Here is a 13,677-nt window from a genome sequence, read left to right as displayed (position 1 = left end):
CATGCCCGGATCGGACATAGGGCTCACTCTCCGCCTTTCTGTACGTATCCGCGGACAAACTCTTCTGCGTTCTCCTCGAGAACCGAGTCGATTTCGTCCAGGAGGTCGTCGACGTCCTCGGTGATCTCCGCGTGCCGCTCGGCTACCTCAGGGTTGGCTTCAGTAGTGGTCTCGTCGATCTGCTCGTCCTGCCGGCCCTTGCCCGACTGCGACTGCCCGCCGGTGTCCCGAGTTGCCATCGGTGTCCCCCTTCTGCGCCACCCGAAGCCTGTGACATCGGGTCGATAAAAATCTACCTCGCCCCTGTGACAAAACGCCCCGCCGGACGGGGTGTTTCTCAGCGGCTGGTGATCACTTCGAGGAGGTCCTTCGCGCTCTCGCACTTGTCGAAAAGCGCACCCACGTGCTTCTTGGTGCCACGCTCGGGCTCCATCATCGGCACCCGCACCAGCGACTCGCGGCCGACGTCGAAGATGACCGAGTCCCAGCTCGCGGCGACCACTTCGGACGCGTACTGCGCCAGGCACCGGCCCCGGAAGTAGGCGCGGGTGTCCTCCGGCGGCTCGGACATGGCGAGCTGCGTGTCGGCCGGGTCGAGCAGCGTCTTCATCGAGCCGCGGGCGACCAGGCGGTGGTAGAGGCCCTTTTCCGGGCGGACGTCGGAGTACTGCAGGTCGACCAGTTCCAGCTTCGACGAGCCCCAGCTCAGGCTCTCACGCTCGCGGTAGCCCTCGAGCAGCCGCAGTTTGGCCACCCAGTCGAGGGTGTCGGCGCACTCCATCGGGTCGCGGCCGAGCTTGTCGAGGGTGTCTTCCCAGCGGGCGAGCACGTCCTGCGTCTGGTCGTCGGCGTCGTCGCCGGCGCGTTCGTCGACGAAGGCGCGGGCCCGCTCGTAGTACGCCCACTGCAGGTCGAGCGCGGTCAGCTTGCGGCCGTCGCGCAGCCGGATGAGGTGCTGCAGCGACGGGTCGTGGCTGACCGCCTTGAGCTCGCTGACCGGGTCGGCGATGCCGAGGTCGCCGCTGAACACCTTCTCCTCGATCATGTTGAGCACCAGTGCGGTGGTGCCCATCTTGAGGTAGCTGGCGATCTCCGACAGGTTGGCGTCGCCGATGATGACGTGCAGGCGGCGGTACTTGTCGGCGTCGGCGTGGGGCTCGTCGCGGGTGTTGATGATCGGCCGCTTCAGCGTGGTCTCGAGACCGACCTCGACCTCGAAGAAGTCGGCCCGGGAGCTGATCTGGAAGCCGTCGCCGGAGCCGTCCTGCCCGATGCCGACCCGGCCGACGCCGGTGAAGATCTGGCGGGTGACGAAGAACGGGGTGAGGTGGGCGACGATGTCGGCGAACGGGGTCTGCCGCTTCATCAGGTAGTTCTCGTGGGACCCGTACGAGGCGCCCTTGTTGTCGGTGTTGTTCTTGTAGAGCTGGATGCGGTGGGTGCCGGGGATGGTCGCGGCGCGGCGGGAGGCCTCGGCCATCACGCGTTCGCCGGCCTTGTCCCACTTGACGACGTCGAGCGGGTTGGTGCACTCGGGCGTGCTGTATTCGGGGTGGGCGTGGTCGACGTAGAGGCGGGCGCCGTTGGTCAGTATCACGTTGGCCAGGCCGAGGTCTTCGTCGGCGAGGGCGTCGGCGGGATCGTAGGCGGCACCGGAGTAGGTGAAGCCGCGCGCGTCGCGCAGTGGGGATTCCTCTTCGTAGTCCCACCGGGCGCGGCCGTTGCGGTTGAGTTCGGGCCGTGCCCCGTACGCGTTGACCACCTGGGACGAGGTCACCATGGGGTTGGCGCCGGGCTGCCCGGGAACGGAGATGCCGTACTCGACTTCGGTGCCCATAATCCGTCGAACGCTCATGCGACCACTCCGCCCGCCATGCTGCCCCTGCTGCTCATGTATCGAGCCTAGACGCTCTGGCGCGCGTTCTCGCCCCGCCCCGTGCGCGGCGCGGCACGCTCGGTGGCCGGTCCGGTGCGCGGAGGGTGATCGCTGTCGATCTTGCGGGTGACCCACCGGCCGAGGCGGAGCCCGGGGAGTTCCACGATGCGGTACGCCAGGGCGGCCAGCCCGATGACCGTGAGGAGGTACGCCAGGCCGGTCATCAGCCTGATCAGGAACGGCTGTGTCCCGAGATCCGGGACGAGGCGCGGCAGCAGGAACAGCACGATCACGTGCAGCAGGTAGAGCGAGTAGCTGATCCGGCCGAGTCCGGTGAGCACGCGGGGCATCGATCGGCGGCGAAATGCGTACGCGATGAGGAAAATCGTCGCAACTGCGATCATGTTGGCGAGCCACACGCGTTGTGTCCACTGCGCACCGACGAGGCTGACCGCGACCACCGTGAGGGCGGTCAGGCTCGCCACCGGGCCGCTCTGGGCGTGCTGCCATCGATAGACGACGGTCCCGGCGAACATGACGGCGAGCAGCAGCAGGGCCTGTTGCGACGACCGCACGGTGGCGGCCGCGGTCGGATGCCCGTTCAGCAGGGGCACGAGCAGGAAGCCGAGCCCGATGAGGCCGGCGAGCTTCGGCCGGCCGCGCCAGATCAACATCAGGATCAAGAGCATTCCCAGCGCCAGTACGCCTCCGAGCGCGCGCCTACCGGCCATCGAGTTCGCGAGCAGCGCGTCGGGCAGCGGCAGCCACGCGACGAGGGCCAGTCCCGCCGCGTACCAGGTGCTGTGCCGGTGGATCCGCCACGCGAACAGCCCGGTGACGACGAGGTAGAACACCATCTCGTACGTGAGGGTCCAGAACACCCGGACCACGCCGCGCACGCCGACCAGGTCGGGCATCATCGTCAGGTGCGCGAGCAGGCCGGCGCCGGTCTCGGCCCGCAGCGACGCCTGCCAGTGCAACAGCCCGGCCGCGGCGAGCACCGCGAACAGGGCGATCGTGGCCAGGTAGGCCGGATAGATGCGGGTGAGCCGCCCGATCCAGAACCGGCGCAGGTCGCCGTGGCGTTCCAGCGACATCGGGATCACGTAGCCGCTGACCAGGAAGAACAGCAGCACGGCGGTCTTGCCGAGGTCAACGTGCCGCATGATCGCGAGGTGCGCCGGCAACCCGATGATCTGTGGGCTCAGGTGAAACCAGACAACCGTGATCGCCGCCAGGCCACGCAGGGCATCGAGCCAGTCCAGGCGTCTCATGCGTGGTAGAACGACGGCGCGGGCCGGGGGAAACCCCCAGCCCGCGCCGTGTGCAAAACCTACAGGTACTGACCGGTGTTGCTGGCCGTCTCGATCGAGCGGCCGGCCTCGGCGCCCTTGCCGCCGGAGACGAGCGTGCGGATGTAGACGATCCGCTCGCCCTTCTTGCCGGAGATGCGGGCCCAGTCGTCGGGGTTGGTCGTGTTGGGCAGGTCCTCGTTCTCGCGGAACTCGTCGACGCAACTGTCGAGCAGGTGCTGCAGGCGCAGCCCCTTCTTGCCGGAGGTGAGGAACTCCTTGATGGCCATCTTCTTGCCGCGGTCCACGATGTTCTGGATCATGGCGCCGGAGTTGAAGTCCTTGAAGTAGAGGACTTCCTTGTCACCGTTGGCGTAGGTGACCTCGAGGAACCTGTTTTCCTCGGACTCCGTGTACATCCGCATGACCACGGCGTCGATCATCGCGGAGACCGTGATGTCGGCGTCGTTGCCGTGCTCGGACAGGTCGTCCGTGCTGAGCGGCAGGCCGGGCAGGATGTACTTGGCGAAGATGTCCTTGGCCGCCTCGGCATCCGGACGCTCGATCTTGATCTTCACGTCGAGCCGGCCGGGGCGCAGGATGGCCGGGTCGATCATGTCCTCACGGTTGGAGGCACCGATCACGATCACGTTTTCCAGGCCCTCGACGCCGTCGATCTCGCTGAGGAGCTGGGGAACGATCGTGTTCTCCACGTCGCTGGAGACACCCGAACCACGGGTCCGGAAGATCGAGTCCATCTCGTCGAAGAACACGATCACCGGGGTGCCCTCGCCGGCCTTCTCACGAGCCCGCTGGAAGACCAGGCGGATGTGCCGCTCGGTCTCACCGACGTATTTGTTGAGCAGCTCCGGGCCCTTGATGTTGAGGAAGTAGCTGGTGTGCTTCTCCTCGCCCCGGCGCTCGGCGATCTTCTTGGCCAGCGAGTTGGCCACCGCCTTGGCGATCAGGGTCTTGCCGCAGCCGGGCGGGCCGTAGAGCAGGATGCCCTTGGGCGGGCGCAGCTGGTGCTCCCGGAACAGGTCGGCGTGCAGGAACGGCAGCTCCACCGCGTCGCGGATCTGCTCGATCTGCGAGTGCAGACCACCGATGTCGGTGTAGTCGACGTCGGGGACCTCCTCGAGGACGAGCTCCTCGACCTCGCTCTTGGGGATCCGCTCGTACGCGTACGCCGAACGCGGCTCGATCATCAGCGAGTCGCCCGCACGGAGCTTCACGATGTCGAGCGAGTCGGCCAGCGAGACGATGCGTTCCTCGTCGGCGTGCGACACGACCAGGGCCCGGTCGCCACGCTGCCCGTCGGGGCCCGCGAGGACCTCCTTGAGCGTGACCACCTCACCGGTGCGCTCGAAGCCGAACGCGTCGACCACGTTCAGCGCGTCGTTGAGCAGCACCTCCTGCCCGCGCTGGAGCTCCTCGACCTCGAGGGACGGGGAGACCGCCACGCGGAGCTTACGGCCGCCGGTGAAGACATCCACCGTGCCGTCCTCGTGGGCCTGCAGGAATACGCCGTAGCCGCTCGGCGGCTGGGCGAGCCGGTCAATCTCTTCCTTGAGAGTGACGATCTGAGCTCGGGCTTCCTTGAGGGTCGCCACGAGCCGGTCGTTGTTCTCGGTCAGTCGGGCCAGCTGCGCCTGCGTTGCCGCGAGCCGTTCCTCGAGCTGCCGGACGTGTCGTGGGCTCTCGGTCAACTTCCGCCTGACGAGGGCGAGTTCCTCTTGCAGGAACGCGACCTGACTGGAGAGATCGTTGGCCTCTTTTTCCCAACGTGCGGCGCGGTTGTCCGCCTCGTCGCTGCGTGCCACGTCCCACCTCCCCGGGGGCTCGAACGTCTTGGGATAACACTAGCCGCTGCGGGCCGGATTTCGACCCATGCAACACCCTCGTCACCGAGTCTTGATCCATTCGGCCGGTGCCCGCAAGGTGAATGTCGGGGTCGTCCGGTACCGTCGGCCGGGTTTATTGCGCAGGACGTACCGATTCTTCCCACAGACCCGCGCCGACCAGCCGCAGGACGGGCCGGCCGGCGGATCTGTGCACGTCGGGGGCGGTTACGGCGGCGTCGCGCCGGCTCGGGCCCGAGGCGGCGGGACCACCCGAACGGCGTACGGGAAAAGCCCTGGAAGCCACCCGCGGACGCCCGCGCCGGCGCTCGGCGGGGACCGGAAAAAAGTCACACGCCGGAAACGATCGATGGCCGGAAAACGGGGGCTGGGACGCGGTTTCCGGCCGCTTATTACAGCGTCGGGCGGCCGACGAGCGAGGCCACGACGCGCGAGAAGTCTTCCAGCCGGGCGATTTGTCCGGGTCCGCCGTCGTCCAGGGTCTTGCCGAAGCGCAGCGCGTCGTGCCGGATGGTGGCGCGTGATTCACCTTCATCCATGCCGGGCGGCGGCACCGCGTCGTCGACCGAGCTCAGCAGCAGGTAGACGTCGATGCTGTCGACCCGGGCCTGGCCGTTGGACGTGCGGGTCAGGCGGCGCCGGCAGCCGACCTCGGTGACCGTGGAGAGCGGCACGACGCGCAGCGACGAGGTCATCGAGCCGACCGGGCCGTCGCCGGGCGCCACATCCTCCCCGTGCCACAGCACGAGACGGCTGCCGTCGCAGATGACGACCTCTTGCCAGACGCCGTTGACCTCGTTGACGAAACGCTCGAGGGTGAAGCTGAGCACCGACGCGCCGCGGAGCACGCCGAACAGCGCGTCGAGGGCCACCTCGGGGTCGCGCAGATAGGCGCGGGCGGCGGAGTCGAGATCCTGGTAGGGCGACCAGTCGGGGAAGACCGCCGGCATCTCGCTGCTGCCGCCGAACGGCGGAGAACTCATCGCGCCCACCCGATCCTCCCCGAGCCGTGCCACTGCCGAAATGGAAGCTACCCGACGGCGGCTCGCCGCGTCACATCTCCGAAGAGGGAGCCGGTTCGTCCGGCGTTTCGTCGATCTCTGCGATCTCGGCGGCGGCCGCCGCGGCCAGTGCCGCCTGAGCGGCCCGCTTGAGCGCGTACGCCTCGGCGCCCTTGCTCGGCTTGCGGCGGCGCGGCGGTGCGGTGACCCCGGGCGCGAGCTTGCGGGCCGACACCAGGAACGCGGTGTGCGCGATCATCCGGTGGTCGGGGCGGACGGCCAGGCCCTCGGCGTGCCAGTCGCGCACCAGCGACTCCCAGGCCCGCGGCTCGGTCCAGCCGCCGCGCTCGCGCAGGGCCTCGACCAGCTCGGACAGCTGCGGCGTGGTGGCCACGTAACCGACGAACACCCCGCCCGGCACGAGCGCCTTCTCGACCATGTCGAGGGCCTCCCACGGGGTCAGCATGTCCAGGACGATCCGGTCGAAACCGGTCTCCGGGTTGCCGGCCACGTCACCGGAGTGCAGATGCCAGGCCGGGTGCGGGCCGCCGAAGAACGCCTCGACGTTCTTGCGCGCGATCGCCGCGAAGTCGTCGCGCAACTCGTACGAGTGAAGCTCGCCGCTCGTGCCCACCGCCCGCAGCAGCGAACAGGTGAGCGCGCCCGACCCGACGCCCGCCTCGAGCACCTTGGCCCCGGGGAAGATGTCACCCATGGCGACGATCTGGGCCGCGTCCTTCGGGTAGATCACCTGGGCGCCGCGCGGCATGGACAGCACGAAGTCGCTCAGCAGCGGGCGCAGCGCCAGATAGGCCGTGCCGCCGGACGAGGTGACGACGCTGCCGTCGGGCAGGCCGATCAGGGCGTCGTGCTCGAGGGCGCCGCGGTGGGTGTGGAACGACTTGCCCGGCTCGAGGACGATCGTGTGCATCCGGTTCTTCGGATCGGTGAGCTGGACGCGGTCGCCCACCCGGAACGGACCGCGGTGCGCGGGCTGCGACTCGTCGACGGCGGTGGCAGGCGAAATGGTCACTACTTCTCTTTCTGCTTCGCTTCGTTTCGTGGGGCCGGACGGCGCGGCTCGAGCACCTGAGCGACGTCACCGACGCGCAGCACTCCCACCACATCGTCGCCCGAGGTGACGACGTACAGCGGGGCGGGATGCGCCTGGAGGGCGCGCACCACCTGCTCACCGCTGAGCCCGAGCGGGAGCGCGGGCACCGCGTCACGCGAGCGCGACACAGTGTCGACCGCCACCCACGGGCGCCGGTCGACCGGGACGCGCTCGGCGGCGACCGGGTCGACCAGTGCGGTGAGATTACCGGCCGAGTCCGACACGGCCAGCACCACGCCCGGCCGCGGGTCTTCCGAGCGGCGCCGCTGGGCCTCGCCGAGCGGGGTGCCGGCGGGCACCGTGAGCAGCGGGCGGGCCAGCTGGTTGAGGTCGACCAGCGGGAACCGGCGGGTCATCCGGGCCAGCCGGATGGACTGGCCCGCGCCCTGCCACAGGGTGAAGACGACCAGCAGGATGAAGAGCAGCCCGAGCAGGGTCAGGGTGCCGAGCCGGTAGAACCAGAACGCGGTCATGCCGGTGCCGAACGCGATGAACCGGCCCGCCCAGCCGGCCAGTTCGGTGGCGCGGTTGCGGTCCTTGAAGATCGCCCACAGGCCGGCCCGCAGTGCCCGGCCGCCGTCCAGCGGCAGCCCCGGCAGCACGTTGAAGATCGCCACCAGGATGTTGCTGGCGGCCAGCTGGAACGCGATCTGACCGGCCATCGTGCGGTCGGGCAGGGCCACGAAGGCGGCGCTGGCCAGGGCGCCGAGGATCAGGCTGACGGCCGGGCCGGCCAGGCTGACCAGGGCGTCGACCCGCGGGGTGGGGGCGTCACGGTCCATCTCGGTCCAGCCGCCGAGCAGTTCCAGGGTGATGCCGCGAACTCCGATCTTGAACCGGCGGGCGGTCAGCGCGTGGCCCAGCTCGTGCAGCAGCACCGAGCCGAGCAGGCAGACGACGAAGCCGAAGCCGACCACGTAGGCCACCGGGCCGGGCAGGTCGAGCTGGCCCCGCACGTAGTTGCCGTAGACCAGGGTGACCAGGGCGGCCAGCAGCACCATGGACCCGTTGACGAAGACCGGGATGCCGAGCACGCGCCCGACCGGCCGCGCGGCCCGCCGGGTGCGGGGCGGTCGTTGCCGGGCGCCGTTGCTGCTCGTCGCGCTGTCATCCACGGCCCCGATGCTACGGAAGCGACCTGAGAGGACCTCTCAGCAGTTTGTCGTACCTCTGCCCTAGCCTTCTTCTCATGACGGCCTCCCCCGCTGAAGTCCAGGCGCCCCACACCGGGCCTTCGCTGTCACCGTCGCGGGCGGCCGACTTCAAGACGTGCCCGCTGCTGTTCCGCTTCCGCACGGTCGACCGCCTGCCCGAGCAGCCGACGGCCGACCAGGTGCGGGGCACCCTGGTCCACGCGGTGCTCGAGTCGCTGTTCGACCTGCCCGCCGCCGGGCGCACGCCCGAGGCCGCGGCCGCCCTGGTCGCCCCGTCGTGGCAGCGGCTGCTCGACGAGGAGCCCGAGCTGGCCGAGATCTTCGCCGCCGCCACTTCCAGCCCCGATCAGCCCAGTCTTCTAGAACCTTCGGGCGGTGTTCTAGATCCTGCGGGCGGTGTTCCAGATCCTGCGGCGCTGGCGGCCGACGCTGACGCGAGGGGCGATCTGTCCGTCTCGACCGACCGGCTCGCTGCTTTTCTCGCGAGCGCCCAGGCGCTGCTCCCCGGATATTTCGCGGTCGAGGATCCACGTCGGCTCGAGCCCGCCGAGCGCGAGACGCTGGTCTCCACCCTGGTCGACGACGAGCTGATGATCCGCGGCTACATCGACCGCCTCGACGTGGCCCCCGGCGGCGACCTGCGGGTGGTCGACTACAAGACCGGCGGCGCCCCGCGCGAGGCGTTCGAGGGCCGGGCGCTGTTCCAGCTGAAGTTCTACGCGCTGGTGCTGTGGCGCACCCGTGGCGTCGTTCCCCGGGTGCTGCGCCTGGTCTATCTCAAAGACGCCGAGGTCTGCGACTACAGCCCCGACGCCGAGGAGCTGGAGCGCTTCGAGCGCACCCTGGTCGCCCTGTCCGAGGCGATCGAGCGGGCCAAGCGGGAGCAGAACTTCCCGCCCAAGCCGAGCCGGCTGTGCGGCTGGTGCAGCCATCAGGCGCTGTGCCCGGCCAAGGGCGGCACCCCGCCGCCCTACCCGGCCGCGACCGAGGTCCCGTTCCCGGTGGGCCCGGCCGACGACGACCGCCTGGCGTGACCCACTGACATGACCCCCTAGGGTGACGCCATGCACCTTGGCGGCCCTGTGGACGACACGCGACGCTTGAACGTTCCTGTGGACGACGCCCGCTTCCCGCTTGACAGTCCGCTACTGTCCGCCCCGTCCCTGGGTGGGCGGGGGAGGCGGCGGCTGCTCCGGAGAACTCGATGATCAACCAGCGGCCGATCCGTGTGCTGCTCGCCGACGCCGCGCCGATGCAACGCTCCGGCCTGCGCGCGATCCTGACCGCCGCGGCTCCCCCGGCGGGCGCGGCCGAGATCGTGGTGGCGGGTGAGACCGGTGACGGCGGCGAGGCCGCCGACCTGGCCCGGCGGCTGCTGCCCGATGTGCTGATCGCCGACTTCGCGCTCCCCCGCGTCGACGGGCTGGGGGTGGCCCGGGCGGTCACCGGCGCGGGCCTGCCGGTGCGGGTGCTGCTGATCACCGACCACGGCACCGACGAGGACGCGCTGGCCGCGATCGCCGCCGGGGCGTCCGGGTTCCTGCTCAAGAACGCGCCGGCCGAGGAGCTGACCACGGCCGTACGGACGGTGGCGGCCGGCGGCGCGGTCATCACTCCCCTGGTGCTCGCTCGCATTCTGGCCCGCGTGGCCGACGCCCTGCCCGCCCCGGAGACGAAGGGCGAACTCGACGCTCTCACCGAGCGCGAGCGTGAGGTTCTCGTGCACGTGGCGCGCGGCCACTCCAACGCCGAGATCGCCGCCGCGCTGCAGGTCAGCGAGACGACGATCAAGACCCACGTGGGCCACGTGCTGACCAAGCTGCGCCTGCGCGACCGCACCCAGGCCGTGGTCCTGGCCTACGAGACCGGCCTGGTCAAGCCGGGAGCCTGACCAGGCCGGCGGGCCGTCAGTCGTGGGCGATCGCGGCCAGCACGTTCAGGCGGGCCGCCTTGATCGACGGCAGCACCGCCGCCAGCACCCCGACGATGGCGGCCAGCACCAGATAGAGCCCCATCTGACTCCACGGCAGCACCAGCTGGGTGATGCCCTCGCCCTTCAGCGCCCGCACCACGGCCGCGCCCAGGCCGGAGCCCACGACGACACCCAGCAACGCGCCGAAGACCGAGATCACCACCGCCTCGACGGTGATCATCCGCATCGTCTGGGCCCGGCCCAGGCCGACGGCGCGCAGCAGGCCCAGTTCGCGGGTCCGTTCCAGCACCGACAGGGCCAGCGTGTTGATCACGCCGAGGACGGCGATCAGGATGGCCAGGCCGAGCAGGACCTGCACCATCGTGATGACGGTGTCGAAGGTGCCGACCTGCTGGTTGATGAAGCTGCTGCGGTCGGTCGCGTTGACCTCGGGGCTGTCCGCCACCAGCGCCTTCACCTGCGGCAGCACCTGGGCCACGGTGGCGCCGTCGGCGAGCCGGACGAAGCCGAAGCTCGGCTGGGTGATGCCGAACTCCCTGGTCGCGGCCATCGGCAGCATGATGCTGCCGGGCACCTTCTCCTCGTCGTAGGTGGTGACGATCGTGTAGCTGTGCTCGCCGCCGCGAGGCATCTGCACCTTGACGACCGTGCCGGTGGCCCAGCCGTGGTCGGTGGCCTGTTCGGTGCTGACCGCGATCTGGTCGTCCTCGAGGGCCGGCAGGCTGGTCCCGCCGAACGCCTCGGTCAGCTTGGCCAGGTCGTCGGTGGCGGTGACGTACGACCGCTCGCCGTCGATGAGCACCTGTTCGTTCCAGATGCCGGCCACCGCCCGTACGCCGGGAATCCTGGCGGTCCCGGCCAGGACGGCGTCGTCGAAGACCGGCGGCCGCGGGCCGTTCTGGTCGCCACCGATGACGATCTCGGCCTTGACCGTGTCCTCGGCCGTCGCGGCCACGCTCTGCTTCACCGAGCCGATCACGACCGTGACCCCGGTGACCAGCGCGATGCCGACCATCAGGGCGGCCGCGGTGATCGCGGTGCGGCGCGGGTTGCGGCCCGAGTTGAGCCGGCCCAGCCGGCCGGGCACCGACCACGAGAACAGCCGGCCCAGCCCGGCCACCACCGGCTTGCTGATCAGCGGCGTGAGCAGGGCGACCCCGACGAACGCGACGAGCACGCCGGCCAGGATCAGCCACAGCGAACCGGAGCCGTAGAGGCCCACGCCGAGCAGGGCCGCGCCCGCCGCGCCGATGACGCCGCCGGTGACGGTCACCTTGGTGAGCGGCCGGTCGGGGGTGGCGACGTCCTGCATCGCGGCGATCGGCGAGATGCGCGACGCCCGTACGGCCGGAAGCACCGCCGCCACGACCGTGACCAGGATGCCGACGATCAGCGAGCTCAGGATCGCCGCAAGGGGCACACCGACCGGGGCCGGGTCGAGACCGCCGCTCATCGAGCCGAACAGGGTGACCAGCAGCGCGCCCACCCCGACGCCCGCGCCGAGGCCGAGCACGGCCGCGATCACGCCGATCACCAGCGCCTCGACCAGCACCGAGCCGATCACCTGGCGGCGGCCGGCGCCGAGCGCCCGCATCAGGGCCAGTTCCCGGGTCCGCTGGGCGACGATGATCGAGAACGTGTTGAGGATCAGGAAGGTGCCCACGAACAGGGCCACGCCGGCAAACCCGAGCAGGATGTTGTTGAAGAAGCCGAGCGCGTCCTTGAACTGGGCCGAACTGTCGGCGGCGAGCTGTTCGCCGGTCTTGACGTCGTAACCGGTGCCGAGGCGAGCGGCGATCTGGTCCCGTACGAGGGAAGGCTCTTGACCTGAAGAGGTCTGCACGGTGATCTGGGTGAACACGCCCGGCTGCTTGAGCATCGACTTCTGCGCCTGGGCGGTCGTGAAGGCGACCTCCTGGACGCCGCCGATGCTGTCCCGGTCGTTGGTGTAGCCCCACACGCCGACCAGCGTGAACGTCTGCTTGGGAAGCTGGGTGAGCACGCCCACCCGGTCGCCGACCTTGATGCCGGCCGCTTTGGCCACCGCCTCGTTGACGGCGATCTCGTTGTCCGCGGTCGGGCCGCGGCCCTGGCGCATCTGCATCAGGTCGTCGGTGCCGACCCAGTTCATGCCGATCCGGGGCGGGCCGTAGCTGGTGACCACCTTGCCGTCGGAGCCGATCACCCGGGCCCCGTCGTCGGAGATCACGCCGGTGGCCTTCGCGACCCCGGGCACCGCGGCGACCTGGTCGACCAGCGAGGCGGGCAGCGGGGTGAGAACCTGCTCACCCTCCATCTCGGACACCGCCACCTTGGGCTTGGCCATCACGGCCACGTCGGTCTGCGAGTAGCCCTCGGCGAACAGCTTGTCGAACGTCCGGCCCAGCGTGTCCGTCGTGACGAACGCCCCGGCGACGAACATGACGCCGAGCACGACGGCCAGACCGGAGAGCACCAGGCGCAGTTTGCGGCTGAGCAGGCTCTTCAGCGTCGCGCGCAGCATCAGACCAGCACCTCCCCGGCCTTCATCGCCTCGAGCACCGTCTCGGGCGTCGGGTTCTCGAGCTCGGAGACGATGCTGCCGTCGGCCAGGAACACGACCCGGTCGGTGTAGCTGGCGGCCACCGGGTCGTGGGTGACCATGACGATCGTCTGCCCGTGCTCCATCACGCTGCTGCGCAGGAACGACAGGATCTCGGCGCCGGCCTTGGAGTCGAGGTTGCCGGTCGGCTCGTCGGCGAAGATGACGTCGGGCCGGCTCATCAGGGCCCGCGCGCACGCCACCCGCTGCTGCTGGCCGCCGGAGAGCTGGCTGGGCCGGTGGTCGAGCCGGTCGCCGAGGCCGACGGTGCCGATCACGGTGTCCCACCACTGCGGGTCCGGCTTCTTGCCGGCGATGTCGAGCGGCAGCCGGATGTTCTCGGCCGCGGTCAGCGTCGGCAGCAGGTTGAACTGCTGGAAGATGAAGCCGACCCGGTCGCGGCGCAGCCGCGTCAGCGCCTTGTCGCTCAGACCCGTGACCTCGGTGCCGCCGATGTGCACGCTGCCGCGGGTCACCGTGTCGAGGCCCGCGAGGCAGTGCATGAGGGTCGACTTGCCGCTGCCGGACGGCCCCATGATGGCCGTGAACTTGCCGCGCGCGAAGTCCGCGCTCACTCCGCGGAGGGCGACCACGCGCGCCTCCTCGGTGCCGTACACCTTCCACACGTCGTCGGCGCGTGCCGCCGTCCCGGTCATGAGATAGCCCCCTGAGTCGTGCGGGCCGCCCCCGTCGGCCGGCCCGTGACGCTCAGTGTTCCGGTGCCGTGGGGGCGCGACGTCAGCCCAGCGACGTATGGGAACGCGGAGATTTTCATACGGGGAGCACCCAGGGGACTCTCAGGGTGGACCCTGAGATGTCACCGTGACGCTTGACTGACGTCACTAATGACGTCATAGTTGTGCC

11 protein-coding genes are annotated in these 13,677 nt (G+C 70.0%); 2 read left to right on the top strand and 9 right to left on the bottom strand.

From position 1 onward, the window contains the following. Positions 1–23: 23 nt before the first annotated feature. The 7 genes from KOI35_RS13265 to KOI35_RS13235 all read right to left on the bottom strand — a co-directional run bounded on the left by KOI35_RS13265 (position 24) and on the right by KOI35_RS13235 (position 8,179). Positions 24–239, bottom strand: a complete 216-nt coding sequence (locus tag KOI35_RS13265) for a ubiquitin-like protein Pup (protein ID WP_215787104.1) — start codon at positions 237–239, stop codon at positions 24–26. Between the two features lie 98 nt (positions 240–337). Beyond that, on the bottom strand, positions 338–1,855 hold the full coding sequence (gene dop, locus KOI35_RS13260) for a depupylase/deamidase Dop (protein ID WP_369076852.1): 1,518 nt from the start codon (positions 1,853–1,855) through the stop codon (positions 338–340). 47 nt (positions 1,856–1,902) lie between these two features. Next, positions 1,903–3,150, bottom strand: coding sequence for an acyltransferase family protein (locus tag KOI35_RS13255; protein WP_215787102.1), 1,248 nt, complete (start codon positions 3,148–3,150; stop codon positions 1,903–1,905). A 59-nt stretch (positions 3,151–3,209) separates the two neighbouring features. Continuing rightward, positions 3,210–4,991, bottom strand: a complete 1,782-nt coding sequence (arc, locus tag KOI35_RS13250; RefSeq protein ID WP_215787100.1) for a proteasome ATPase — start codon at positions 4,989–4,991, stop codon at positions 3,210–3,212. 431 nt (positions 4,992–5,422) lie between these two features. After that, positions 5,423–6,013, bottom strand: coding sequence for a hypothetical protein (locus KOI35_RS13245; protein WP_215787098.1), 591 nt, complete (start codon positions 6,011–6,013; stop codon positions 5,423–5,425). Positions 6,014–6,083: 70 nt separating this feature from the next. Then, entirely contained in the window at positions 6,084–7,064 is a 981-nt protein-coding gene (locus KOI35_RS13240) for a tRNA (adenine-N1)-methyltransferase (RefSeq protein WP_308120942.1), read from the bottom strand. Continuing rightward, the gene (locus tag KOI35_RS13235; RefSeq protein WP_215787949.1) at positions 7,064–8,179 is read right to left on the bottom strand and encodes a site-2 protease family protein; all 1,116 of its coding nucleotides are present in this window, start codon (positions 8,177–8,179) and stop codon (positions 7,064–7,066) included. Before KOI35_RS13235 ends, KOI35_RS13240 begins: the two co-directional genes overlap by 1 nt. Before the next feature lie 155 nt (positions 8,180–8,334). Here KOI35_RS13235 and KOI35_RS13230 point away from each other — a divergent pair, with 155 nt between their 5' ends. Together KOI35_RS13230 and KOI35_RS13225 are read left to right on the top strand one after the other, a co-directional pair. Then, positions 8,335–9,333, top strand: a complete 999-nt coding sequence (locus KOI35_RS13230; RefSeq protein ID WP_215787096.1) for a RecB family exonuclease — start codon at positions 8,335–8,337, stop codon at positions 9,331–9,333. A gap of 170 nt (positions 9,334–9,503) precedes the next feature. After that, the gene (locus KOI35_RS13225; RefSeq protein WP_215787095.1) at positions 9,504–10,190 is read left to right on the top strand and encodes a LuxR C-terminal-related transcriptional regulator; all 687 of its coding nucleotides are present in this window, start codon (positions 9,504–9,506) and stop codon (positions 10,188–10,190) included. Positions 10,191–10,206: 16 nt separating this feature from the next. Here KOI35_RS13225 and KOI35_RS13220 read toward each other — a convergent pair whose 3' ends face one another. Together KOI35_RS13220 and KOI35_RS13215 are read right to left on the bottom strand one after the other, a co-directional pair. Continuing rightward, positions 10,207–12,735: an ABC transporter permease gene (locus KOI35_RS13220; protein WP_215787093.1), complete on the bottom strand. Its 2,529-nt coding sequence runs from the start codon at positions 12,733–12,735 to the stop codon at positions 10,207–10,209. After that, positions 12,735–13,469, bottom strand: a complete 735-nt coding sequence (locus KOI35_RS13215) for an ABC transporter ATP-binding protein (protein WP_215787091.1) — start codon at positions 13,467–13,469, stop codon at positions 12,735–12,737. Before KOI35_RS13215 ends, KOI35_RS13220 begins: the two co-directional genes overlap by 1 nt. Positions 13,470–13,677: the final 208 nt, after the last annotated feature.

Origin of the sequence: Paractinoplanes bogorensis (genome assembly GCF_018829635.1) — a bacterium.
Lineage (GTDB): Bacteria > Actinomycetota > Actinomycetes > Mycobacteriales > Micromonosporaceae > Actinoplanes > Actinoplanes bogorensis.
Note: the sequence above shows the minus strand (reverse complement) of the source record. Positions and strands in the feature narration are given on the sequence as shown.